The sequence below is a fragment of the Amycolatopsis sp. NPDC102522 genome (assembly GCF_055584485.1).
Window position 1 is genome coordinate 103,244 of record NZ_JBVJLY010000018.1, and the last position, 21,314, is coordinate 124,557.

A 21,314-nucleotide genomic window follows, 5' to 3' on the forward strand; every position below is an offset into this window, starting at 1 on the left:
CTGAGCTGGTTAAATTGACCACAACTGTTGTCAGGTTAAAGTTGACAACAACCGTAGTCAACTGTCGCATTCAGGACGAGGAGCCGATCATGGCCGGCCGGAGCTGGGCAGGCACGACCCTGGACGACCGCAAGGCCGCGCGACGGGAACAGCTCGTCGAGGCGGGACTCGACCTGCTCGGCACCCAGGGCAGCGCCGGGGTGAGCGTCCGCGCGGTGTGCCGTCACGCCAAGCTGACCGAGCGGTACTTCTACGAGAGTTTCACCGACCGCGAGGAACTGGTCGTCGCGGTCTACGAGCACATCGGCGAGCAGGCCCGCCAAGCTCTGGTCGACGCCGTCAGCGACACGGCCGAACCCGCCGAGCGGGCGAAGGCCGCCGTCCGCGCCTTCGTCGGATTGATGCTCGACGACCCGCGCAAAGGCCGTGTGCTCCTGCTCGCGCCGATCACCGATCCCGCGCTGACCACCCGCGGGATCGCGCTCCTCCCCTCCTTCGCCGAACTGGTCAGCGGGCAGTTGTCCCACGGCGACGCGGCGGAACGGCAGATGACCTCGATCGGACTGGTCGGCGCGCTGAGCAACGTGTTCATCGCCTACCTCGACGGCTCGCTCAAGGTGAGCCGCGAGCGCCTGATCGACCACTGCGTCCGCCTCGTCCTCGGCGCGGACCGTCAGGCCTGAGCCCGCTCGGCGACCAGCTGCAGCGCGATGTCGATGATCATGTCCTCCTGCCCGCCCACGTATTTCGCGGCGCCGACGCGGTAGAGGATTTCGTGCGCCGGGACGTCGTATCGCTCGGCGGCGCGCTCCGCGTGCAGCAGGAAGCTCGAGTACACCCCCGCGAAGCCCTGCACGATCGACGACCGGTCCATCACCGGCAGCCGCGTGATGTAGGGCTTCACGACGTTCTCGGCCGCGTCCATCAGCACGTCCTTGTCGACGCCGGTGCGGATCCCGAGCCGTTCGAACGTCGCCGCGAGGACCTCGGTCGGCGAGTTGCCCGCGCCGGCGCCGAGCGCCACGAGCGAACCGTCGATCTGCCGGGCACCGGCCCGGTAGGCGACCACCGAGTTCGCGACGCCGAAGCTCAGGTTCTGGTGCCCGTGGTAGCCGACCTGCGCCTCGTCACCGAATTCCGCCACCAGCGCGGCGACGCGGTCACCCGCGTCCTCCAGGATCAACGCTCCGGCCGAGTCGACGACGTACACGCACTGGCATCCGGCGTCGACCATGATCCGGCCCTGCTTCGCCAGCGCCTCTGGCGTGGACATATGGGACAGCATCAGGAAACCGACCGTCTCCAGCCCGAGCTCCCGCGCCGCGCCGAAGTGCTGGACGGAGACGTCGGCCTCGGTGCAGTGGGTCGCGATCCGGACCGCGCCCGCGCCGAGATCGGCCGCCACCCGCAGGTCGCCGACCGTGCCGAGGCCCGGCAGGAGCAGCACCGCGATCTTCGCGCGGCGTGCCTCGTCGACCGCCGCGGTGATCAGTTTCCGCTCGTCGACCAGGGAGAACCCGTAGTTGAACGTCGAGCCGCCGAGCCCGTCTCCGTGGCTGACCTCGATCAGCGAGACGCCGCCGTCGTCGAGCGCCCGGACGGTGTCGCGCACGTTCTGCTCGGTGAACTGGTGCGCCATGGCGTGGCTGCCGTCGCGCAGGCTGGTGTCGACCAGCCGGACCTCACGGTCGATCTCGTCCCACTTCACGCCGCCACCTCCTGGGTCGCCAGCAGGTCGCCGACGCGGGCGGCCGCGGCCGTCATGATGTCGAGGTTCCCGGCGTACTTCGGCAGGAAGTCCCCGTTCCCGGCGACCTCCAGGAACACCGCGACCCGCGCCTGCCCGCTCCAGCCCGGCCGGGGCGGGTCGTACTGCGGATCCGCTTTGAGCCGGTAGCCCGGCACGTAGCCCTGGACGGTCTCGACCATCCGGTGGACGGATTCGCTCACCGCGTCGAAGTCCGCGTCCGGGTCGATCGCGCAGAACACCGTGTCGCGCATGATCATCGGCGGCTCGACGGGGTTGATGATGATGATCGCCTTGCCGCGGCTCGCTCCCCCGACGAGTTCGATCCCGCGCGCCGTCGTCGCGGTGAACTCGTCGATGTTCGCCCGGGTGCCGGGCCCGGCCGAGCGCGACGAGACCGACGCGACGATCTCGGCGTACGGCACAGGCGTCACGCGGGACACCGAGTGCACGATCGGGATCGTGGCCTGGCCGCCGCAGGTGATGAGGTTGACGTTCGGCACGTCCAGCCGCTCCGGCAGGCCGACCGCGGGGCAGGTGAACGGGCCGACCGCGGCCGGGGTCAGATCGATCGCGCGGATCCCGGCGGCGGCGTAGCGCGGTGCGTTCGCCAGATGCGCCTTCGCCGAGGTCGCCTCGAAGACCAGGTCCGGCAGCTCGTCGTGGGACAACAGCCAGTCGACCCCGCCGGCGGAGGTCTCCAGGCCCAGTTCGGCCGCCTTGGCCAAACCGTCCGAGTCCGGGTCCACGCCGACCATGTACCGCACCTCGACGTGCTCGCTGCGCCTCAGCTTCGCGAGCAGGTCGGTTCCGATGTTCCCGGGACCGACGATCGCGGCCACCGCTTTCCGTTGCGCCATGTCAGGTGACGCTCCCCGTTCGGATAGGGCACACTCAACCCATGCGTGCCGCTGGGCGGAACGACGACCCGGAACGAACCGGAGCGGACGGCCTCGTCGCCGCCCGGATCTCGGCGCTGCTCTCCGCCTTCCGTCCCGGCGACGACGCGCTCGGCGTTTCCGAACTGGCGCGGCGGACCGGGCTGGCGAAGTCGACCGTCCACCGGCTCACCGGGCACCTGGTCGCCACCGGACTGCTCGAACGCGAGGGCGCGACGCTCCGGCTCGGGCTGAAGTTGTTCGAGATCGGCCAACTGGCGGTGCGGCGCCGCGGACTGGTCGAGGCGGCGCGTCCGTATCTCGCCGATCTCCGCGAGGCGACCCGGAACACCGTCCATCTCGCGGTATTGGAAGGCACCGAGGTCGTCTATCTCGACATCCTGCGAGGACCCGACGCGCCGTCACTCCCGTCCCGGATCGGCGGGCGTTTTCCCGCGCACGCCACCGGAGTCGGGAAAGCCATTCTCGCGTTTTCCCCGGAATCCGTAGTGACCCAAGTGATCGACGCCGGATTGCCCAGGGTCAGCGTCCGGACGATCACCGCCGCCGGCCTGTTGCGCCGTCAGCTCGCCAAGGTCCGCGACGAAGGAATCGCGCTGGAGCGGGAAGAATCCGGCGTCGGCGTCGTCTGCGCCGCGAGCCCGCTGCTCGACTCGCAAGGTGTCGCGGTCGCGGCTTTGTCGATCTCCGGCTGGGCGAATCGCATGCACACCAACCGTGTCGCGCCCGCCGTCCGGACGGCCGCCTTGGCGCTCTCTCGTACCCTGTAAGAAATTCCCGGCGAATTCGGGACGCGATTTCGGAAGATCAAAAGACTTTCGTCATTTCGGCCGTGGTCACGCCGAATTTTCGGGGCTACGCTTCGCGAGTGGCCCAGCACTGGGGGGACGCGCCACCGGGCAGGGTCCCCCTCAGCGACGACGGCCGTCGCCTGATCGGGACGGCCGTGGTCCGCCTGTTGTCGATCGACGTCGTCCTCACGCTCCTCGTGCTCACCGGCGGCGCGCGGGTGCTCAACCTGCTCTCGCAGACGCCGTCTCCCAGCACCGAGCCGGCGACCGTCGCGCACGTCTTCGCCCTGAGCCACCTCACTTCCTTCACCGACACCGGTGACACCGGGACGTCGCCGTTCGGCTGGGCGCAGCTCGCCGGGTACGCGCTGATCTCGCGGGCGTTCGACCGCAACACCGTGCCGGTCACGGCGGTCCGCGAGACGATGGTGCTCGCCGCGGTGGTGTGCGCGGTCCTGTTGTGGCTCCTCGCGCGGCGGCTGGGCCTGCCGTTCTGGGCGGCGACCACGGCCGTCGTGCTGATGGCTGTCTCGCCGCTCGCGATCGGGCTGCAGCGGGTGGCGATCGTCGAGCACCTCGCGGTCGCCTGGGTCCTGGCGGCGCTGGTCCTCGTCGCCACCCCTCGCGCACGAGCGCGGCCGTGGCACGACGTCCTCGCCGCGGTGTGCCTTCTCGCGGCTGTCCTCACCTCACCGCTGGCCTTGCTGGCGCTGCCCGCGGCGGGCTGGCTGCTCGTCCGGCGCCGGGAGGCATCTCGCGTCGCGTTCGCCGCCGTGGTGGTCACGCTCGGTCTCGGGATCGCCTTCGGCCCGGCGGGCCCCGCGCTACGCCCGGAACTGCCCGAACCGGGGCCACCGGGCATCGCCACCTGGGTCTCGCTGGACCCGGTACTCGTCGTACTGTCGATGGTCGCGATCGTCGCCGGGATGATCCTGCCCCGCACGCGGCCGCTGGCCGTGTCCGCGCTGCTGATCGCCGCGGTCCTCGCCGTCCCCGCGATCCCCGTCGAGCTCCCCCTCGCGCTCCTGATCCCGCTGACACCGCTGCTCGTCGCCGAGGTCGCGGCCACGGTCGTGGCGGGCAGACCACCCGCGGGCCATCGCCTGGTCCCGACGCGGCACCCCACGTCGGCCCTCGTGCTGGCCACGGTGCTGACCTTCGTCTCCGCGGCGGGCTGGGTGCACGGCTTCGGCAGGCTGGGACCTGGTTCCACCACCGAGGCCACGCTCACCCAAGCGCGGAAATGGTTGCAGGACAACGCTTCCGGTGCTGTCGTCCTGGTCGACGACGCGAGCTGGACCGAGCTCGCCGCGGACGGCTGGCCGACCGGTTCCCTGATCCCGATCGGCTCCTGTGCGGTCTCCTGCGCCGCCCCGGACTGGGCCGTGCTGACCGCGTCCGGGCAGCGTGCCCAGACGCGTTTCCCCGCCGCCTCGGCGAGGCTCACCGGTGCCACGAAGGTCGCCGTTTTCGGCACCGTCACCATCTCCCGTTTCGGTGAAACCGAGGACCCGCCCGCCGAGACCGAGGAATCCGGAGCGCGCTCACGCGCCGGTGCGGCATTGGCGGCGTCGTCGCAAATTCAGTGCGAAGGGCGCACCCGTGAGGCTCTGAACGCGGGCGACGTCGATCCCCGGCTGATCGCCACCCTCGCCGCGCTCGCCACCCTCCATCCGGTCCGGCTGGTCGATTTTCCTTCCGCGCCAAGCGAAGCCGCCGCGGATCAGCCATTACGCCGACTGGTCGTCTCCGGTAACGACGAAGCCGCCATCGCCGACTTCTACACCGGCCAGCGCGCCACGTTCCAGCCCGCGTCCGTCACGCACGTGCCGGGCGGGGTGCTCGTGACGTACCCGTTGTTCCCACCGTCCGGACTGCTCACGCCGTTCTCGTCACCCTGATCCCCCGGCAAGAAAGGGCCCCGCCATGCGTCCTCTCAAGGCCTTGCTGAGACCCGCCGGCGTGCTCGCCGCTGCCCTGGTGCTGCTCTGCGGTTCGTCGCTCCCGGCCCACGCCGCTCCCGGTCCCGGCGTCGGATGGATCCGCGTCGGGCACCTCTCCCCCAAGGTCCCGCCGGTCGACGTCTACTTCGCGGCCTTCGGCAAACCCGAGAAGGTCGTCATCCGCAAGGCGGGCTACGGCGCGGTGACGCAGTACTCCTCGGTGGCTCCCGGCGCGTACACGGTTTCGATGCGGCCCGCCGACGCGGCCTCGTCCTCGCCACCCGCGCTGAGCGCGACGATCGAGATCAAGGAGGCGAGCGCGTACTCCCTGCTGGTGTTCGCGAACGCGCCCGGTGGAGGTTTGCAGGGCAATCTGGTGCAGGACGACCTGACCGCGCCCGCGGCGGGCAGCGGACGGGTGCGCGTCGTCCAGGGGTCGGCCGCGCTGACGCCCGTGAGCGTCACCGGACAGGACGGCAAGTCGGTGGTGAACGGCGCCGCGTACGGCTCCACGACGCCGTACACCGACCTTCCCGAAGGACGCTGGTCGCTGAAGCTGACCTCCGGCAGCACGACCGCCGAGTCCGCGGTCGACATCAAAGCCGGGTCGACGACCAGCCTGCTGGTGACCGAGAACGGCACCGGATTGAAGACCGAGGCGATCGCCGACGGCGCCACCCTGCCGGACCCGCCGAAGCTCGGCGTCGAGACCGGTGGCGGTGGGACCGGCCCGGATTCGGTGCCGTGGTGGCCTTTCGCCGCTCTGCCCGTGCTGGTCCTGATCGCGGTCCTGGTGAGCAGGCGACGTCCGGCGCATGATCGCTGAGCGTGCCACTTTTGTCCTTTTAGGACTTATCGCACTTGCCGCTTGTGCTCCCGTCCCGGCTCCTCCTGTCCCGGCGGGAGCGGTCGCACCGACCGTGTCGGGCCCGGTCCCGCTCCCCGCCAAACCCGAAGTGTCGCCTGTCCGGCTGACCATCCCGGCGATCGGTTTCGACCAGGCGGGCCTGATTCCGCTCGCGCTCGGCGCGGCGGGTGAACTCCGGGCGCCCGAGCGGTTCTCCGACGTCGGCTGGTACCAGGGCGGTCCGGTGCCGGGCGATCCCGGCCCCGCCGTCCTGGCCGCGCACGTCGACTCTCGTTCCGGACCCGCGCCGTTCTACCGGCTGCGCGAACTGCGGTCCGGCGACGAGGTGCGGGTCGCGCGGTCCGATGGCGTCGACGTCGTGTTCCGGGTCGACTCCGTCCAGCGCTACCCGAAGAACGAGTTCCCGACGGGAGCCGTCTACGGGCCGGCGCCGGGAAGCGCGCTCCGGTTGATCACCTGCGGCGGAAGCTTCGACTCGGCGAAACGGTCCTATCGGGACAACGTCGTCGTGTACGCCTCACAACGCTGGGACTAGGGCCTTGAGCCTTTTCGTCGACCGGCGGACCGCCCAGAGGACCACCAGGAGCGCCAGTGCGAGCAGCGGGTACCCCATGGCCAGCTTCGCGAAGGCGAGCCAGCCCGTGTTGTCCTCGTCGTAGAGCCAGCGCTGCACGACGAACCGGGCGGCGAAGACGGCCACCAGGGTGAGAGTGGCGATGTCGTAGGCGTGCACCGACTTCCGGTCTTCGTGCCAGGCGTTCCCCTTGCCGCTCGCCAGGTTCACCACGACCCCGACCAGTGGCCGGCGGACGAGGACCGACAGGAGCAGTACTCCGCCGATGACCAGGCTCGACCAGATGCCGATCAGGAAGAAACCCTTGGCGGAGCCGGTGCGATAGGCGATGAACGCCGCGACCCCGACCCCGGACAGACCCGAGATGGCGGGCATGACCGGTTCCTTGCGCACCAGCCGCAGCACACTGATCGCCACGGCCACCCCGATCGCGCTCCAGATCCCCGCCGCGAGACCGAAAACGCTGTTGACCACGACGAAGACCACGATGGGCACACCGGTGTAGGCCAGCCCGACCGGACCGCCCATCTGCTCCAGCGCGGTCGGCTTCCGTTCCCCGCTCATGCCGCGCTCCCCTCGGCCAGGTGCCGCGCGAGGAACACTTCGGCGGCACGGACCCAGAGGTTCAGCCGGTCCTTCCAGGGCGCGAGGCAGGCGATCCTGGTTCCGTCCGGTGAGATGGTCGCGCGGGTACGTCGTGGCGGTTCGAAGAACTCCTCCACGGTGATGGTCTCGGGCAAGGCCATGATCGTCCCCTCTGTCGGCGTGGGACCAGCGGACACTCGGCCGTAACGGCACACTCAAGGGGCGTGTGACCGGCGCCACAGCACTTGACCATGCCGCTACGGCATGGTTTGTCCTGAACAGGACCAAGAGACCGAGGAGGGGGTCAGCCGTGGCCTGGAGCACCCGTCAGCTCGCCGACCTCGCGGGCACGAGCCTGCGGACGGTACGGCACTATCACGAGATCGGGCTGCTGGCCGAACCCGAGCGCCGGGCCAACGGCTACAAGCAGTACGGCGTCGCCCATCTGGTGCGCCTGCTGAAGATCAAGCGGTTGACCGAGCTCGGCTTCTCCCTGACGCAGATCTCGGAGATGGGCGACACCGACGAGCATCCCGAGGAGGCGCTGCGGCGCTTGGACGCCGAGGTGGCCGCGACCATCGAGCGGCTGCAGCGGGTGCGCGTCGAACTGGGCCTGATCCTGCGGCGGTCCGCCCCGACCGAGCTGCCGCCCCAACTGGCCGAAGCGGCCGCCGACGCGAACCTCACCGACGCCGACCGCTCCTTCATCCTGGTCATGAGCCGGGTGCTCAGTCCCGAGGGGCTCAAGGCGTACAAGGAAGTCCTGGAGAATCACCTTTCGGACCCCACCCTCGCCGAGTTCGACAACCTCCCTCCGGACGCCGACGAAGCCACGTGCGAAGACCTGGCCCGGCGGATGACTCCCCACGTCCGCGAGGTCCGCGCGGCGAATCCGGGGATCGCCGACCTCAAAGCCGGCACCGCCGAAAGCGAACGCTTCGCCACGCACACGATCGCGGCCGCGATCAACGACCTCTACAACCCCGCACAGGTCGACGTCGTCAGGCGGCTGGCACACGTGGGCCAGGATCCGGCCTAGACGGCGGATTCCACGCCCATCAAGAAAATCGGTAGCGGAGTACCCGGGTGCCCTGCCGGGACAAAGCCGTGCTGTGGCTCATGAGCCGGGTCACCGCACGCAGCGGCTGAGGAAAGTGAGCGACTTCCGGCGCACCCACGATCAGTTGCTCCTCCACCATGACCAAACCGGCGTTCCAGGTCTCGGGGACATGCGGGTCGTCGAAACCCTGGGCGGCGCTGATGCCGATCGCCTTGATCGTCGGATGGTATTTCATCGACCAGGCGGCGAAACGCGTGTAGCCGTTGATGGCGAGCTCGCCGGTGGCGAAATGCGCGGTCAGGTCCCGGATCATCCGCTGGAAGGTGTCACCGGGCAAGAACGGCAGCAGGCCCTCGGCGACGATCATGGCCGGCCGGTCGCGCGGCAGCGGGTCGAGCCAGCCTCCTTCGGTCAGATCGGCGCCGATGCACCGGGACCGGCCGGGAACGAACCGGGGCCGCAGGTCGACGATGTCGGGGAAGTCGACGTCGTACCAGTCGACACCGGCGGGTGGGTCACAGCGGAGGACACGAGTGTCGAGTCCGCAGCCGAGGTCGAGCACGACGGCGTCGGGATGGTCGGCGACGAACGCCCGGACAGCCTCGTCGAGCTTCTTGGCGCGCAAGGCTGTGCCGCAGACAAGACTGGGCTTGAGTTTGAGTTTGGCGAAGTCGTAGTCGATCTCCTCGGCGATGTCGACGGAGTGGGTGTCGCCGAGGATCGGGTCGGGCAGCTTGGCGTCCAGGGCCTTCGCCTGGAGAGTGAGCAGCAGCGTTTCCCGGAGCGGATCCAGGTCGAGTCGCAGACGGTGCACGAGAAGTCCCTAAGTTTTGGGTGGATTGCGAGCCGCGATGTCGCGAAGCCAGGTCAAGGCCTCCTGCGCGGCGTGGATGCGTTCGGTGTGCGGCCCCCGGCCGCCGGCGAGTTTCATCCCCTCGTCGGCGATGTCACCGAAGGCGCCGAGGCTGTCGAGTTTGCGCTGGATCACCTTGTGCCAGGCGTCGTCCTCGACGCGGTAGTACGTGGTGCGGTCACCCGGAACGCGAACCTTGCGGACCAGGCCGATGGTGGTGAGGAAGCGCATGTTCGAGGTCAGCGAGGCGCGACTGGCCTGGATCGTCTCGGCGATCTGGCCGGCGGAGCGCTCGGGCGGGTCACAGATCATCAGCAGGCCGAGGATGCGCCCGGTGATCGGCGGGAGCGCCCATTCCTCCACGCAGAACGTGGCCACTCGCTCGACCCACTTCAGCACCTCGTCCTGCTTGTCCTTTTCGGACATCGCCCGTCCTCCTCGGCTGACTTCTCGGGGCTGTCACTGTGTCATGGCGGCCACCGACTCCGCGGTGGGTGTCGGGGTGACGGCGACGGCCGGGGCCTCGCGCAGGTAGCGGTCGAACCAGTCCACGGCCAGCGCCATCGCCTCGTCGAGACCCGGGCCGGTGTAGAGCCCGAGGACGTCGTAGGGCAGCACCTCCAGCCGCTTCGGTTCACCCGCCTTGGCGTACGCGCTCTGCGCCTCCTCGAGCAGGTGGTACGGGTCCCAGCCGCCGTTGGCGATCATCAACAGCGGAGTCGGAGCCAACCGGTGGATGAGGTCTTCCGGGGCGAAAGTGAGCAGATGCTCGGTGGAGTCGAGCGTCTTTTCGTTGCGGTAGGAGGGAAACATCTTCGCGGCCAGATCCGGCGCGTCCCGGACGGACTCCCCGTCCAGGCTCAGGTGCGGCACCCGGGCGCTGGGCTCGCCCTCGTACCGGCGCTGCCAATCTTCGTCCAGCCGTGCGCGCAGCGCGTGCACACCGGCGTGTCCGACCAGGCGCTCCAGATACCGCCACCCGTTCCACACGCTGGGGCTCTGCACCACGACGCAGTTCACGCGCCTGTCGAGCACAGCGGCCTGCACCGCGACCGATCCCCCGACGCTCACACCCCACAAGCCGATCCGCGCCGCGTCCACCTCCGGACGGCTGCTCAGGTACGAAACAGCGCTGCGGAAGTCCTCCGCCTGCCGTAGCGGATGGTCCTGACCTCGCGGTTCCCCTTCGCTGGCACCGACAGTGCGGTAGTCGATCGCCAGCACGGCGAACCCGGCGCGCACGAAGTAGCCCGCGAACACGGCCAACGCCTCCTTGACCATCACCCCGCTGTGCCCCAGCACCAAGCCGGGCACCGGGCCGTCCGTCTCCGGCAAGTAGAGGTCGCCGGCACACGAGGTGCCGAGGCTGCTGAACATCACCTTTTCTGGAGACCGATCCATCGTCGTCACCCTCCCAGTAGAACTTTGCCAGTGATTTCAGTCTTGACTGAAATCACTGGCAAAGTCAAGCCCAGAGTCTCCTGGTGCGTCGGGCGAGTGCTTCGGCGTTTCGCCTTCGTAGGCGGCGAAAGACCTGCTAGGCCAGCAGTCCTCGGCGGATCAGCTCCGGCCGGACACCTTCGCCGAACCAGTACGCCTCCTCCAGATGCGGGTATCCGGAGAGGACGAACTCGTCGATGCCGTGCGAGTGGTACTCCTCGATGAGGTCGGCGACCTCGCGGTGACTGCCGACCAGCGCCGTGCCCGCGCCGCCACGCACCAGGCCGATGCCTGCCCACAGGTTCGGATGGATCTCCAGTCCGCGGACGCCGCCGTCGGTCTTCCCGCCGTGCAGCGCCGCCATCCGCTGCTGACCCACGGATTCACTGGCGGACAACTGTTTCTGGGTGTGCGCGATCCGCTCGGGATCGACCGCGTCCAGCAGTTTTCCCGCCTCCGCCCAGGCTTCCGCCGACGTGTCACGGGAAAGGGTGTGCAGCCGGATCCCGAAGCGGATCTTCCGGCCCTGTTCCTCGGCGAGCTCGCGAACCTTGGCGATTTTCTCGGCGACCTGCGCGGGCGGCTCACCCCAGGTCAGGTAGACGTCGGCGTGCTTCGCCGCGATCGGCAACGCCGCCGGAGACGAGCCGCCGAAGTAGATCGGCGGCACCGGATCGGGCGCCGCGCGGGTGGTCGCGCCCTCGACCTTGAGATGTTCGCCGTCGTAGTCGAACGGCTTGCCGCTCCACACCCCGCGCACGATCTCGAGGAATTCACCGGTGCGGGCGTAGCGCTGGTCGTGATCGTGCCAGTCGCCGAACCGGCGCTGCTCGACCGCGTCGCCGCCGGTGACGACGTTGAGCAGGACACGCCCCTGCGAGAGGCGCTGGAACGTTCCGGCCATCTGCGCGGCCAGCGTCGGCGAGACCGTCCCTGGCCGGAACGCGACCAGGAACTTGAGGCTTCGCGTCTCCCGGATCAGTGCCGCTGTCGTCAGCCAGGCGTCCTCACACCAGGTCCCGGTCGGCGTCAGGACCCCTTCGAAGCCGTTGGCCTCGGCGGCGCGGGCGACCTGGGCGAGGTAGTCGAGGCTCGGCTCGCGCGCGGCGGACGCTCCGGCGGCGCGGCTGGCGTGGAAGTGCTCGACGATCGTCCGGCCGTCGCCGGTGGTGGGCAGGAACCAATGCAGCTTGAGCGTCACGGGTCCGAGCTTCGGCTTCTCGGCGGGTCCGGTCAATCGGCTGGCTTCGCGTCCCGCGATCTGGACGCTGGTAAGGGTCTTTGCCTACCTGCCGCCGACCTGCGCGAGGCTGACGACCCTGGTGAGCGCCCAGATCGACGGTGAAGGTCGTGCCACTCACGAGGCACCCGCAGCATTTGGTCGACTGAATGCGAGCGCGTCGGGGTCGCGGGGACGCAGGCGAGCGAAAGCCTCGTGAGCGGTAACGACGGTTAGAACCGTCCTTGCCACTCACGAGACCAAAAGCGGGGCCCAGCCGCCGAACATCAGCCGCCGAACATCAGCCGCCATTCGTCCAGAGACTTCGGCTGGAACACGAAGTTCGTGTCCTTCACCCGCGAGAGGTTCGCCGACGGCTCGGCCGAGTACTGGTGTCCCGGGTAGACGACCGGATCCCCGTCCAGCCCGGCCAGCCACTGCAGGCTCCGGTAGATCGCTTCCACGTCGCCGCCGGGGAAATCGGTCCGGCCGCAGCCTTCGAGGAACAGCGTGTCGCCCGAGACGAGGCGTCCGTCGACCAGGAAGCACTGACTGCCCGGAGTGTGGCCAGGCGTGTGCAGCAGCCGGATCGGCACCGCGCCGACCTCGAGGACGTCGTCGTGCTCGTGCGAGCGCAGGTCGGTTTCGGAGACGCCGGTGATCCGGCGGACCCACTCGGCCTCGGCGCTGTTGACGTGGATCGGCACCTGCTCGCGTTCCAGCAGTTCCGCGATCCCCGGCAGCGAGAAGCCCATCATCTCGCCGCCGACGTGGTCGGGGTGGTGGTGCGTGGCGAGGACACCGGTGAGCCGCATGCCGTCCGCTTCCAGGAGGTCGAGCAGATCGCCGACGGCGTACGCCGGGTCCACGATGACCGCCTCGTTCGTCTCCCTGTCGCCGATCAGATAGGCGAAGTTGACCATCTGCGTCGCGACGGGATCCCCCACCGCGAAGTCACGGCCCGCGAGCAACTGCCGGAAGTACAGCCTGTCAGCCATGCGGACACCTTACGGCCCTATTCGCCCGTGGTTCCGTCGGCCAGCTCCCGAAGGATGTCCAGGTGCCCGGCGTGCCGCGCGGTCTCCTGGAGCACGTGCGCGAGGACCCATCGGACGGTGAACTTCCCCGACCGGCGCGCGCGATCGTCCGGCGAGACCCCGGCCAGCGACGACTCCGCGAGCGCCCACTCCGCGCGGTAGGCCTCGACGACCGAGCGCGGGTCGTCGTCCTCGGCCAGATCCCAGCTCGGATCCGGTGAGCCTTCCCACAGCGACGGCAGCTCGGCGCCGCCCGCTTCGATCGAGAGCCACCAGCGCTCGACCGCGGTCAGATGTTTGAGCACCCCCAGCGCGCTCATCCGCGGGGACGCAGGCAGCGGTGTCGCGGCCGCCTGATCCCTGGTCAGCCCGGCGACCTTGTTCACCGCGGTGGCGCGAAGGAAGCGCAGGAAGTCCCACTGGATCCCGGCTTCGTCCTCGGCGATCCCGTCCGGCCAGGTCCGGGCCACCGACTCGACGGCACTCGAACTCGTGTTCGACATGCGGCTACTCTACACATCGGACAGGACTAGGCTGCCGCTTCATGTGGTGGGGACTGATTTGCGCGCTCTTCGCGGCCTGTTCGTACGGCGTCGCTTCGGTGATGCAAGCAATCGCGGCGAAGGCGACTTCAGGCGCCGAAGACCGCGTCGATCCCCGGCTCCTCGTACGGGTGCTGCGGCAGTGGAAGTTCGTCGCGGGCCTGGCGCTGGACGTCGTCGGGTTCGTCGCCCAGCTCGCCGCTCTGCGCGTACTTCCGCTGTTCGTGGTCCAGGCAGCGCTGGCGGCGAGCCTCGCCGTGACCGCGGTCGCGGCGCGGGTGCTCGGCGTCCGGCTGGGACGTCGCGAGTGGACGGCGGTCGCGGTCGTCTGCGCCGGGCTCGCGCTGCTCGGGATGTCGGCGGAGAGCGAGGGCTCGGACGCGACCGGACTGGGTTTCCGGCTCGTGCTGATCGGCGCGGTCGTCGTGCTCGGCACGGCCGGGATGTTCGCCGGCCGCGCGTCGCGGCGCATCCGGACACCGGCGCTGGGCTTGATCGCCGGCCTGTGCTTCGGTGTGGTCGCCCTTTCCGGCCGCGTGCTCACCAGCCTCGCCCCGCTGGACCTGCTGACCGACCCGGCCACGTACACCCTCGGCGTGGCGGGCGCGCTGGCGATGTTGTTCTACGCCACCGCGCTGCAGCGCGGCAGTGTCACCACCTCGACCGCGATGATGGTGATCGGCGAGACCGTCTTCCCCTCCCTGATCGGGGTCGTCGTGCTGGGCGACACCACGCGGCCAGGGTTCGCGGCCGTGGCGGTGGTCGGTTTCGCGCTCGCGGTTTCGGCGGCGCTGGCGCTGGCCCGCTTCGGCGAGCCCACCCCGATCGAGCCGGTCAGCGCGCAGCCCGGCTGACCCCGCGCCGGGACACCAGCAGCCAGGCCAGGTACAGCCCGCCGATGGCCCCGGTCACGAGACCGACCGGCAGACCGGCCAAGAACTGCTGGGTGACCAGATCGCTCACCACCAGCAAGAGCATGCCCATCAGCGCGGCAGCGGCGAGTCCGGGTCCCGAAGACCGGGTGAGCCGTTTCGCCAGCTGAGGCGCGGCGAGGGCGAGGAACGCGATCGGCCCGGCGGCCGCCGTCGCGATCGAACACAGCCCGACGCTGACGCCGAGGAGCACGATCCGGCTCCGCTGGACCGGCACGCCGAGCCCCATGGCCGAGTCGTCGCCCATCTCCAGCAGGGAAAGCCTCCTGCCGTAGACGAAGGCGGGCGGAACCAGGACGGCGATGGCGATCGCGACCGGGACGACGTGCTCCCAGCCGCGCCCGTTGAGACCGCCGACCAGCCAGGCCTGCGCCGCCAGGCCGTCCTGCTGGGCGGCCCGGGTGATCAGGTACGAGTTGAACGCGATGAGCATCGCGTTGACGCCGATCCCGACGAGGATCAGCCGGAAGGTGTGCACTCCGCCCTTGAACGCGAGCAGTGCGATCAGCGCCGCTGTCACGATGCCGCCGACGAGCGCGCCGAACGAGACCTGGAGCATCCCGCCGTGCACGACGATGATCGTCAGCAGCGCGCCGGCGGCCGCGCCCTCGGTGAACCCGATGAAGTCGGGGCTGCCCAAGGGGTTCCCGGACAGGCTCTGCAGGATCGCGCCGCTGACCGCGAGCGCGCCGCCGACCAGCAGCGCGGTCAGCAGCCGTGGCAGGCGCAGCGTGGTCACGATGAACTCGGTGCTCCGGTCTCCGAAACCGAACAACGTCTGGATGACTTCGCCGACGCTCAGTGGGTAGTCGCCGGTGGTCATGCTGACAGCGCCGAGGAAGAACACGGCGACGGCCAGCACCGCGACGACGATCGCCGCCCGCGGGGTGACACGCAGGGACAGCACGCCGCCCGGGGTGCGCAGGACACGGGTGCTCATCGGTGGGCGCTCCTTGATCGCGGTCCCCTTGCCTGGTGTCACAGCCGGGCCAGCTTCCTGCGGCGGCACAGCGCGATGAACACCGGTGCCCCGAGGAACGCGACGACGATGCCCGCCTGTAGTTCCTCCGGCGGGTTCAGCACGCGGCCGACGACGTCGGCGCCGATCAGCGCGATCGGCGCGAGCAGCATCGAGTACGGCAGGACCCAGCGCTGATCCGGGCCGACCAGCAGGCGCGCGGCGTGCGGCACGGCGAGCCCGAGGAACAGGACCGGGCCGATCGCCGCAGTGCCCGCGCCGCAGAGCAGGGTCACCACGATCGCGCCCAGCACCCGGGTGCGGCCCACGTGGGCGCCGAGCGCCTTGCCGGTCTGGTCGCCGAGCGCGAGCACGTTGAGCGGCCGGGCCAGCAGCAGCGCGATGATCATGCCGATCACGACGAACGGCGAGATCTGCCAGAACACGTCCCATTTCCGGCCGCTGAGCGAGCCGACGTTCCAGAACCGGAACTGGTTGAACGTCTCGGGCATCAGCAGCAGCACCCCGACGATGTACGCCTGGAGCACGGCCATGACGGCCGAACCGGCGAGCACGAGCCGGTCCGGTGTGGCGCTGCGACCCGCCGAGCCGAGGACGTACACCAGGACCGAGGCGACCGCCGCCCCGGCGAAGGCGAACCAGATGTAGCCGAGCACTCCGGTGACACCGACGAACGCGATACCCGAAACGACCGCGGCCGCGGCGCCGGTGTTGACCCCGAGCAGACCGGGATCGGCGAGCGGGTTCCGGGTGAGTGCCTGCATCACCGCGCCCGCGAGGCCGAGCGCCGCGCCGACGACGACTCCCAGCAGGGTCCGCGGGATGCGGAGGTCGTGGATGATCACCGCTTCGGTCGAGCCGTCGTTGTGCCACAGCACCGACCAGGTGGAGGTGAACGGGATGCTCTTCGACCCCACCCAGATGCTGAGCAGGAACACGAGCGCCAGCAGGGCGAGGCCGAGCACCAGGCCCCCGGCACGGAACGTCCGTGCCGCCGCGCCGGCCGGGGACGCCGCGGCGGGCGCGCGTTCGGTGACGACCACGGGGCCCTCCTTGTGAATGAGGCGCCGGAGTTCACCTCAACGAGCTATCAACTTAGACTAGCCTTACCTACCCCGAACGATCGGAGGCGCCGGTGCCCGCAACGGCCACCACCAGCCGGAGCGTCCTGCGCCAGGCGATTTCCGGACAGCGACGCCAGGTCACGCTCGCTTCCGTCCTCGCCGCCGCGCATCAGGGCGGTGAAGCACTCGTCCCGGTGATCATCGGCGTGGTGATCGACCAGGCCGTCGGCGGCGGCTCGGTCGGCACGCTCGTGCTCTGGCTCGCCGTGCTCGGCGTGGTCTTCGCGGGACTGTCCTACAGCTACCGGTTCGCCGCGCGGGCGGCCGAGGGCGCCTCGCTCCGGGCGGCGCACGACCTCCGTCTCGCGATCAGCAGGCGCGTCCTGCATCCCGGCGGCGGCGCCGAAAACGGCAAGTTGGCCGGTGAGCTGGTCAACATCGGCACCAGTGACGCGCAGCGGGTCGGGGTCGTGAACGCGGCGCTGCCGTTCGGGATCGCCGCGCTCGCCGGTGTGCTGGTCAGCGCCGTCGCCCTGCTGCGCATCTCGATGCCGCTGGGTCTCCTCGTCCTCCTGGGCACACCGCCGCTGCTGTACCTCGCACATCTCATCGGCAAGCCGCTGGAGCGCCGCAGCGAAGCCGAGCAGGAGCGTTCCGCGCACGCTTCGGGGGTCGCCACGGATCTGGTCTCCGGCCTGCGGGTGCTCAAGGGCATCGGCGCCGAACCGGCCGCGGTCGCCCGGTATCGCGACACCAGTCAGAACTCGCTCAAGGCGACCTTGCGCGCCGCGCGGGCCAAGGCCTGGCACGACGGCGCGGTGCTCGCGCTGACCGGGATCTTCATCGCGATCGTCGCCCTCGTCGGCGGAAACCTCGCGTCTTCGGGCTCGATCAGCGTCGGCGACCTCGTCGCGGCCGTGGGGCTCGCCCAGTTCCTGCTCACCCCGTTCCTGATCTTCTCGTGGGTCAACGGCGAGCTGGCGCAGGGCCGCGCGTCGGCGTCCCGTGTCGCCGGCCTGCTGACCACGCCGCCGGCGGTCGAGCCGGGAGACGGCGAACTCCCCTCGCCCGCCACCGGGAACGTCCGGTTCACCGGGGTCTCGTACGGCAGCCTCCGCGGGGTCGACCTCGACATCCCGGCCGGGCAGCTGGTCGGCGTCGTCGCCGCCGATCCGGCCGCCGCGACCGACCTGCTCGACTGCCTCGGCCGCGCGGGCGATCCCGTCGAGGGCGAGGTCCACGTCGACGGCGTCGATCTGTCCACTGTGGACCCCGAGCGGGTGCGGGAAGTCGTCCTGGTCGCCGCGCACGACGCGGATCTGTTCGAAGGAACGCTGGCCGAGAACGTGGGTACCGCCCTGGACGAGGCGCTGGCCGCGTCGGCGGCGGACGAGGTCGCGGCGGCACTGCCGGACGGCACCGGGACCGTGGTCACCGAACGCGGCCGTTCCCTCTCCGGCGGCCAGCGGCAGCGCGTCGCCCTCGCCCGCGCGCTCGCCGCGGACGCGCCGGTGCTCGTCGTCCACGACCCCACGACGGCGGTGGACACGGTGACCGAGGCGAAGATCGCCACCGGGCTCGCCCGGCTACGACAAGGACGGACCACGATCCTGGTGACCACGAGTCCCGCCCTGCTCGCCGTGACCGACCGCGTCGTCGTCCTCGACGGCGGCCGGGTCACCGGCGAGGGCGGCCACGCCGAACTCGCCCGCGATCGCGCCGACTACCGCGCGGCGGTGCTGTCATGACCCGCGAACTCCTCCCCACCGCCGACGGCAAGCGGATCCGCGCCGTCCTCGGCGAACTGCTCCGCACGTCGAAAGCCCGTGCCGCGGGCGCGCTCCTGACGCTCGTCGGCGCGACCGCGATCGGGCTGCTCACCGTCCGCCTGCTCGGCCACATCGTCGATCTCGTCATCGAGAAACGGCCCGCGACCGAACTGGCCACCCCGGTGGCAGGGCTGGTCCTGGTCGCCGTCGCGCAGGCGATCGCGACGGCGCTGGGTGTCTCGATGACCGCGAGGCTCGGCGAAACCCTGCTCGCGGAACTGCGCGAACGGTTCGTCGACAGGGCGCTGAGCCTCCCGCTGGACCAGGTCGAACGCGCGGGATCCGGCGACCTGACCGCCCGGGTCACCAACGACGTCACGGTGGTCGCGAGGGCGGTCCGCGACGCCTTGCCCGAACTGGGCCGCTCGGTGCTCACCATCGTGCTGACCCTCGTCGCCCTCGCCGTCCTCGACTGGCGGTTCCTGCTGGCCGCGCTGCTGGCGACACCGATCCAGCTGCACACCGTGCGCTGGTACGTCCGCAACGCCGTCCCGTTGTACGCGAAGCAGCGGATCGCGACGGGTTCGCAGCAGCAGCAACTGCTCGACACGATCGGCGGCGCGAAGACCGTCCGCGCCTTCCGCCTCGCCGACGCCCACGTGGAGCGGGTCCGGCAGCGGTCCGAGGGCGCGATGGACCTGATGCTGCGCGGTGTCCGGCTGATGACGAAGTTCTTCGCCCGGCTCAACCTCGCCGAGTTCGTCGGCCTCTCGGCCGTGCTGGCGGCCGGGTTCCTGCTGGTGGGCGCCAACGCGGTGACCGTCGGCGTGGCGACGGCGGCGGCGCTGTACTTCCACAGCCTGTTCGGCCCGATCAACACCGCGCTGGCGCTGGTGGACGACGCGCAGGCGGCCGCCGCCAGCCTCGCCCGGCTGATCGGGGTCGCCGACCTGCCCGCACCGCACGAGCCCGAGCGGCCCGCGAAACCCGTCGACGCCTCGGTGAAGGCGGCAGGGGTCTCCCACTCCTATGTGGACGGACATCCGGTACTGCGCGACGTCGACCTGAGCCTCTCCCCGGGCGAACGGGTCGCGCTGGTCGGCGCGAGCGGCGCCGGGAAGACGACGCTGGCCAAGCTGATCGCCGGCATCCATGCGCCGGGCTCCGGAACGATCTCCGTCGGCGGGGTGCCGCTCGACGAACTCGGGCCGTCCGCGACCCGGCAGGCTGTCGCGCTGATCAGCCAGGAGGTGCACGTCTTCGCCGGTTCGCTGTCGGACGACCTGCGGCTCGCCCGGCCCGGCGCGTCCGACACGGAACTGCTGGCGGCGCTGGAAAAGGTCGGCGCGCGCGGCTGGGCGGAAGCGCTGGGCGAGGGGCTCGCGACCGTGGTCGGCGAAGGCGGGCATCAGCTGACGGTCACCCAGTCCCAGCAGCTGGCGCTGGCCAGGCTGGTCCTCGCGGATCCCCCGATCGCGATCCTCGACGAGGCCACCGCCGAAGCCGGGAGCGCGGGCGCGAAGACCCTCGAAGCCGCCGCGGCCGCAGCGCTGGAAGGCCGGACCGGTCTCGTCGTCGCGCACCGGCTGACGCAGGCGGCGGCCTCGGATCGCGTCGTCGTGCTCGACGCGGGCGTGGTCGTCGAGAGCGGGACGCACGACGAACTCGTCGCCTCCGGTGGCCGGTACGCCACCCTTTGGGCGGCCTGGTCGGACAACCGCTCACGGACGTGATCCGGGACGCAGCGGCGCCGGTTGCAATCGGCCGTTCGGCGTCTTAGGTTAGGCAAACCTGAATCTCGATTAATCCGGCAGCGTGCCGGACCGCCGATCAAGAAGGACGGACGATGGCCCGAATCCCCACTTTCTCCGCCGTGCGAGGGCGCCTGAAGACCGCCGGCGTGCTGGCGTCCACCCTGGTGCTGGCCGCCTCGCTCACCGCGTGCGGAGGAGGCGGCGAGTCGGCCACCCCGGCCGCGCAGAACTCCGCGGGCTCGGCGGTCGACGCGAACGCGTTCCCGACGACGATCGAGCACAAGTACGGCAGCACCACCATCACCCAGGAGCCCAAGCGCGTCGTCACGGTCGGCCTGACCGAGCAGGACGCGCTGCTCGCCCTCGGCGTGATCCCGGTCGGGGTCACCGAGTGGCTCGGCAAGTTCCCCGGCACCATCGCCCCGTGGGCGACCGACAAGCTCGGCGGCGCCGCGCTGCCCGAGGTCCTCAAGGACGTCGACGGGCCGCAGTACGAGAAGATCGCCGCGCTGAAGCCGGACCTGATCATCGCGCTGTACTCCGGGCTCACCAAGGAGCAGTACGACAAACTGGCCCAGATCGGCGTCCCGGTCGTCGCGCAGCCCAAGGAGTACAACGACTACGGCATCCCGTGGCAGGAGGCGACCAAGAAGGTCGGCCAGGCCGTCGGGCGCGCGACCAAGGCCAACGAACTGGTCAAGGGCGTCGAGGACAAGTTCGCCCAGGTCCGCAAGGAGCACCCGGAGTTCGAGGGCAAGTCGGCGCTGATGGCGTCGACCTACGAGGGCTACTTCGTCTACGGCAGCCAGGACCCGCGTTCGCGGATCCTCGAATCGCTCGGCTTCAAGCTGCCGGCCGACCTCGACGCCGCCATCGGCGACAAGTTCGGCAAGAGCCTCAGCGCGGAACGCACCGACCTGCTCGACCGCGACGCGCTCGTGTGGCTGATCGACACCCCGGCCAAGGCGGCGGAGATCCTCGGCAAGGACGCGCTCTACACCGGACTGAAGGTGGCGAAGGAAAAGCGCGAGGTCTTCATCGAGAACGAAGGCACCTATGGCAGTGCGGTCTCCTTCGTGACCGTGCTGAGCCTGCCGTACGTGCTCGACCGGATCGTCCCGCAGCTGACCGCCGCTGTCGACGGCGACCCGAAGACCGAGGTCAAACCGGCCGGCTGAGCCACGCGCAGCAGGAGAGAGGCGCGGCGGTGAGGCGTCGGTCGAGGGGGTCGTGAGTGGCAAGTGACGTTAGAACGACA

At 70.3% G+C, this 21,314-nt stretch carries 22 protein-coding genes; 10 read left to right on the forward strand and 12 right to left on the reverse strand.

Going from position 1 to position 21,314, the window contains the following annotated elements; translation table 11 throughout:
• The first annotated feature begins 89 nt into the window (after positions 1-89).
• Positions 90-683, forward strand: a complete 594-nt coding sequence (locus ACZ6YV_RS32240; protein WP_465513201.1) for a TetR/AcrR family transcriptional regulator — start codon at positions 90-92, stop codon at positions 681-683.
• Here the strand turns inward: ACZ6YV_RS32240 and dmpG are convergent.
• Together dmpG and ACZ6YV_RS32250 are read right to left on the reverse strand one after the other, a co-directional pair.
• Positions 674-1,708 carry a 4-hydroxy-2-oxovalerate aldolase gene (gene dmpG, locus ACZ6YV_RS32245; RefSeq protein ID WP_465513202.1) on the reverse strand — a complete coding sequence of 345 codons (1,035 nt, stop codon included), beginning with the start codon at positions 1,706-1,708 and terminating at the stop codon, positions 674-676. The two genes, ACZ6YV_RS32240 and dmpG, sit on opposite strands and share 10 nt — an antisense overlap.
• Complete coding sequence (locus ACZ6YV_RS32250) at positions 1,705-2,607, reverse strand: acetaldehyde dehydrogenase (acetylating) (protein ID WP_465513203.1); 903 nt, start codon at positions 2,605-2,607, stop codon at positions 1,705-1,707. The genes dmpG and ACZ6YV_RS32250 overlap by 4 nt, the downstream gene beginning before the upstream one ends.
• 41 nt (positions 2,608-2,648) lie before the next feature.
• Between ACZ6YV_RS32250 and ACZ6YV_RS32255 the strand changes: the two genes are divergently transcribed.
• From ACZ6YV_RS32255 to ACZ6YV_RS32270, 4 genes are all read left to right on the forward strand, one after another.
• A complete protein-coding gene (locus tag ACZ6YV_RS32255) occupies positions 2,649-3,416 on the forward strand; it encodes an IclR family transcriptional regulator (RefSeq protein WP_378236917.1) in 768 nt (255 codons plus the stop codon).
• A 98-nt stretch (positions 3,417-3,514) separates the two neighbouring features.
• Positions 3,515-5,338 carry a glycosyl transferase gene (locus tag ACZ6YV_RS32260; protein ID WP_465513204.1) on the forward strand — a complete coding sequence of 608 codons (1,824 nt, stop codon included), beginning with the start codon at positions 3,515-3,517 and terminating at the stop codon, positions 5,336-5,338.
• Between the two features lie 25 nt (positions 5,339-5,363).
• Positions 5,364-6,206, forward strand: a complete 843-nt coding sequence (locus ACZ6YV_RS32265; protein ID WP_465513205.1) for a DUF4397 domain-containing protein — start codon at positions 5,364-5,366, stop codon at positions 6,204-6,206.
• A 94-nt stretch (positions 6,207-6,300) separates the two neighbouring features.
• Positions 6,301-6,783, forward strand: coding sequence for a class F sortase (locus ACZ6YV_RS32270; protein WP_465513206.1), 483 nt, complete (start codon positions 6,301-6,303; stop codon positions 6,781-6,783).
• On the opposite strand, the gene ACZ6YV_RS32275 is transcribed toward ACZ6YV_RS32270, so the two are convergent.
• Both ACZ6YV_RS32275 and ACZ6YV_RS32280 read right to left on the reverse strand, forming a co-directional pair.
• Positions 6,766-7,386, reverse strand: a complete 621-nt coding sequence (locus ACZ6YV_RS32275; RefSeq protein WP_465513207.1) for a DUF3159 domain-containing protein — start codon at positions 7,384-7,386, stop codon at positions 6,766-6,768. The two genes, ACZ6YV_RS32270 and ACZ6YV_RS32275, sit on opposite strands and share 18 nt — an antisense overlap.
• On the reverse strand, positions 7,383-7,568 hold the full coding sequence (locus ACZ6YV_RS32280; protein ID WP_465513208.1) for a hypothetical protein: 186 nt from the start codon (positions 7,566-7,568) through the stop codon (positions 7,383-7,385). Before ACZ6YV_RS32280 ends, ACZ6YV_RS32275 begins: the two co-directional genes overlap by 4 nt.
• A 149-nt stretch (positions 7,569-7,717) precedes the next feature.
• Here ACZ6YV_RS32280 and ACZ6YV_RS32285 point away from each other — a divergent pair, with 149 nt between their 5' ends.
• A complete protein-coding gene (locus ACZ6YV_RS32285; protein WP_465513209.1) occupies positions 7,718-8,446 on the forward strand; it encodes a MerR family transcriptional regulator in 729 nt (242 codons plus the stop codon).
• A 19-nt stretch (positions 8,447-8,465) separates the two neighbouring features.
• On the opposite strand, the gene ACZ6YV_RS32290 is transcribed toward ACZ6YV_RS32285, so the two are convergent.
• The 6 genes from ACZ6YV_RS32290 to ACZ6YV_RS32315 form a co-directional block, all read right to left on the reverse strand.
• A complete protein-coding gene (locus ACZ6YV_RS32290) occupies positions 8,466-9,281 on the reverse strand; it encodes a class I SAM-dependent methyltransferase (RefSeq protein ID WP_465513210.1) in 816 nt (271 codons plus the stop codon).
• Between the two features lie 9 nt (positions 9,282-9,290).
• On the reverse strand, positions 9,291-9,746 hold the full coding sequence (locus tag ACZ6YV_RS32295) for a GbsR/MarR family transcriptional regulator (RefSeq protein WP_465513211.1): 456 nt from the start codon (positions 9,744-9,746) through the stop codon (positions 9,291-9,293).
• A gap of 33 nt (positions 9,747-9,779) precedes the next feature.
• Positions 9,780-10,721 (reverse strand): alpha/beta hydrolase, encoded by a 942-nt coding sequence (locus tag ACZ6YV_RS32300; protein ID WP_465513212.1) that lies wholly within the window; start codon positions 10,719-10,721, stop codon positions 9,780-9,782.
• A 136-nt stretch (positions 10,722-10,857) separates the two neighbouring features.
• Positions 10,858-11,961 (reverse strand): LLM class flavin-dependent oxidoreductase, encoded by a 1,104-nt coding sequence (locus ACZ6YV_RS32305; protein ID WP_465513213.1) that lies wholly within the window; start codon positions 11,959-11,961, stop codon positions 10,858-10,860.
• A 305-nt stretch (positions 11,962-12,266) separates the two neighbouring features.
• Complete coding sequence (locus tag ACZ6YV_RS32310) at positions 12,267-12,977, reverse strand: MBL fold metallo-hydrolase (protein ID WP_465513214.1); 711 nt, start codon at positions 12,975-12,977, stop codon at positions 12,267-12,269.
• Positions 12,978-12,994: 17 nt separating this feature from the next.
• On the reverse strand, positions 12,995-13,519 hold the full coding sequence (locus tag ACZ6YV_RS32315; protein ID WP_465513215.1) for a DinB family protein: 525 nt from the start codon (positions 13,517-13,519) through the stop codon (positions 12,995-12,997).
• 41 nt (positions 13,520-13,560) lie between these two features.
• Between ACZ6YV_RS32315 and ACZ6YV_RS32320 the strand changes: the two genes are divergently transcribed.
• Positions 13,561-14,412: a DMT family transporter gene (locus ACZ6YV_RS32320; protein ID WP_465513216.1), complete on the forward strand. Its 852-nt coding sequence runs from the start codon at positions 13,561-13,563 to the stop codon at positions 14,410-14,412.
• On the opposite strand, the gene ACZ6YV_RS32325 is transcribed toward ACZ6YV_RS32320, so the two are convergent.
• Both ACZ6YV_RS32325 and ACZ6YV_RS32330 read right to left on the reverse strand, forming a co-directional pair.
• Positions 14,393-15,430 (reverse strand): FecCD family ABC transporter permease, encoded by a 1,038-nt coding sequence (locus ACZ6YV_RS32325; protein ID WP_465513217.1) that lies wholly within the window; start codon positions 15,428-15,430, stop codon positions 14,393-14,395. The two genes, ACZ6YV_RS32320 and ACZ6YV_RS32325, sit on opposite strands and share 20 nt — an antisense overlap.
• 38 nt (positions 15,431-15,468) lie before the next feature.
• The gene (locus tag ACZ6YV_RS32330) at positions 15,469-16,512 is read right to left on the reverse strand and encodes a FecCD family ABC transporter permease (RefSeq protein ID WP_465513218.1); all 1,044 of its coding nucleotides are present in this window, start codon (positions 16,510-16,512) and stop codon (positions 15,469-15,471) included.
• A 92-nt stretch (positions 16,513-16,604) separates the two neighbouring features.
• Between ACZ6YV_RS32330 and ACZ6YV_RS32335 the strand changes: the two genes are divergently transcribed.
• The 3 genes from ACZ6YV_RS32335 (at position 16,605) to ACZ6YV_RS32345 (ending at position 21,234) form a co-directional block, all read left to right on the forward strand.
• Entirely contained in the window at positions 16,605-18,281 is a 1,677-nt protein-coding gene (locus ACZ6YV_RS32335) for an ABC transporter ATP-binding protein (protein ID WP_465513219.1), read from the forward strand.
• Positions 18,278-20,035, forward strand: a complete 1,758-nt coding sequence (locus ACZ6YV_RS32340) for an ABC transporter ATP-binding protein (RefSeq protein ID WP_465513220.1) — start codon at positions 18,278-18,280, stop codon at positions 20,033-20,035. Before ACZ6YV_RS32335 ends, ACZ6YV_RS32340 begins: the two co-directional genes overlap by 4 nt.
• Before the next feature lie 113 nt (positions 20,036-20,148).
• Positions 20,149-21,234, forward strand: coding sequence for an iron-siderophore ABC transporter substrate-binding protein (locus tag ACZ6YV_RS32345; RefSeq protein ID WP_465513221.1), 1,086 nt, complete (start codon positions 20,149-20,151; stop codon positions 21,232-21,234).
• Positions 21,235-21,314 lie beyond the last annotated feature (80 nt).

What these genes read in the sequence shown, in the direction of transcription:
- ACZ6YV_RS32240 (WP_465513201.1), top strand. Translation starts at nt 90, where the DNA reads ATGGCCGGCCGGAGCTGGGCAGGCACGACCCTGGACGACCGCAAGGCC.
- ACZ6YV_RS32250 (WP_465513203.1), bottom strand. Translation starts at nt 2,607, where the DNA reads ATGGCGCAACGGAAAGCGGTGGCCGCGATCGTCGGTCCCGGGAACATC.
- ACZ6YV_RS32255 (WP_378236917.1), top strand. Translation starts at nt 2,649, where the DNA reads ATGCGTGCCGCTGGGCGGAACGACGACCCGGAACGAACCGGAGCGGAC.
- ACZ6YV_RS32265 (WP_465513205.1), top strand. Translation starts at nt 5,364, where the DNA reads ATGCGTCCTCTCAAGGCCTTGCTGAGACCCGCCGGCGTGCTCGCCGCT.
- ACZ6YV_RS32275 (WP_465513207.1), bottom strand. Translation starts at nt 7,386, where the DNA reads ATGAGCGGGGAACGGAAGCCGACCGCGCTGGAGCAGATGGGCGGTCCG.
- ACZ6YV_RS32280 (WP_465513208.1), bottom strand. Translation starts at nt 7,568, where the DNA reads ATGGCCTTGCCCGAGACCATCACCGTGGAGGAGTTCTTCGAACCGCCA.
- ACZ6YV_RS32295 (WP_465513211.1), bottom strand. Translation starts at nt 9,746, where the DNA reads ATGTCCGAAAAGGACAAGCAGGACGAGGTGCTGAAGTGGGTCGAGCGA.
- ACZ6YV_RS32300 (WP_465513212.1), bottom strand. Translation starts at nt 10,721, where the DNA reads ATGGATCGGTCTCCAGAAAAGGTGATGTTCAGCAGCCTCGGCACCTCG.
- ACZ6YV_RS32310 (WP_465513214.1), bottom strand. Translation starts at nt 12,977, where the DNA reads ATGGCTGACAGGCTGTACTTCCGGCAGTTGCTCGCGGGCCGTGACTTC.
- ACZ6YV_RS32315 (WP_465513215.1), bottom strand. Translation starts at nt 13,519, where the DNA reads ATGTCGAACACGAGTTCGAGTGCCGTCGAGTCGGTGGCCCGGACCTGG.
- ACZ6YV_RS32320 (WP_465513216.1), top strand. Translation starts at nt 13,561, where the DNA reads ATGTGGTGGGGACTGATTTGCGCGCTCTTCGCGGCCTGTTCGTACGGC.
- ACZ6YV_RS32325 (WP_465513217.1), bottom strand. Translation starts at nt 15,430, where the DNA reads ATGAGCACCCGTGTCCTGCGCACCCCGGGCGGCGTGCTGTCCCTGCGT.
- ACZ6YV_RS32340 (WP_465513220.1), top strand. Translation starts at nt 18,278, where the DNA reads ATGACCCGCGAACTCCTCCCCACCGCCGACGGCAAGCGGATCCGCGCC.
- ACZ6YV_RS32345 (WP_465513221.1), top strand. Translation starts at nt 20,149, where the DNA reads ATGGCCCGAATCCCCACTTTCTCCGCCGTGCGAGGGCGCCTGAAGACC.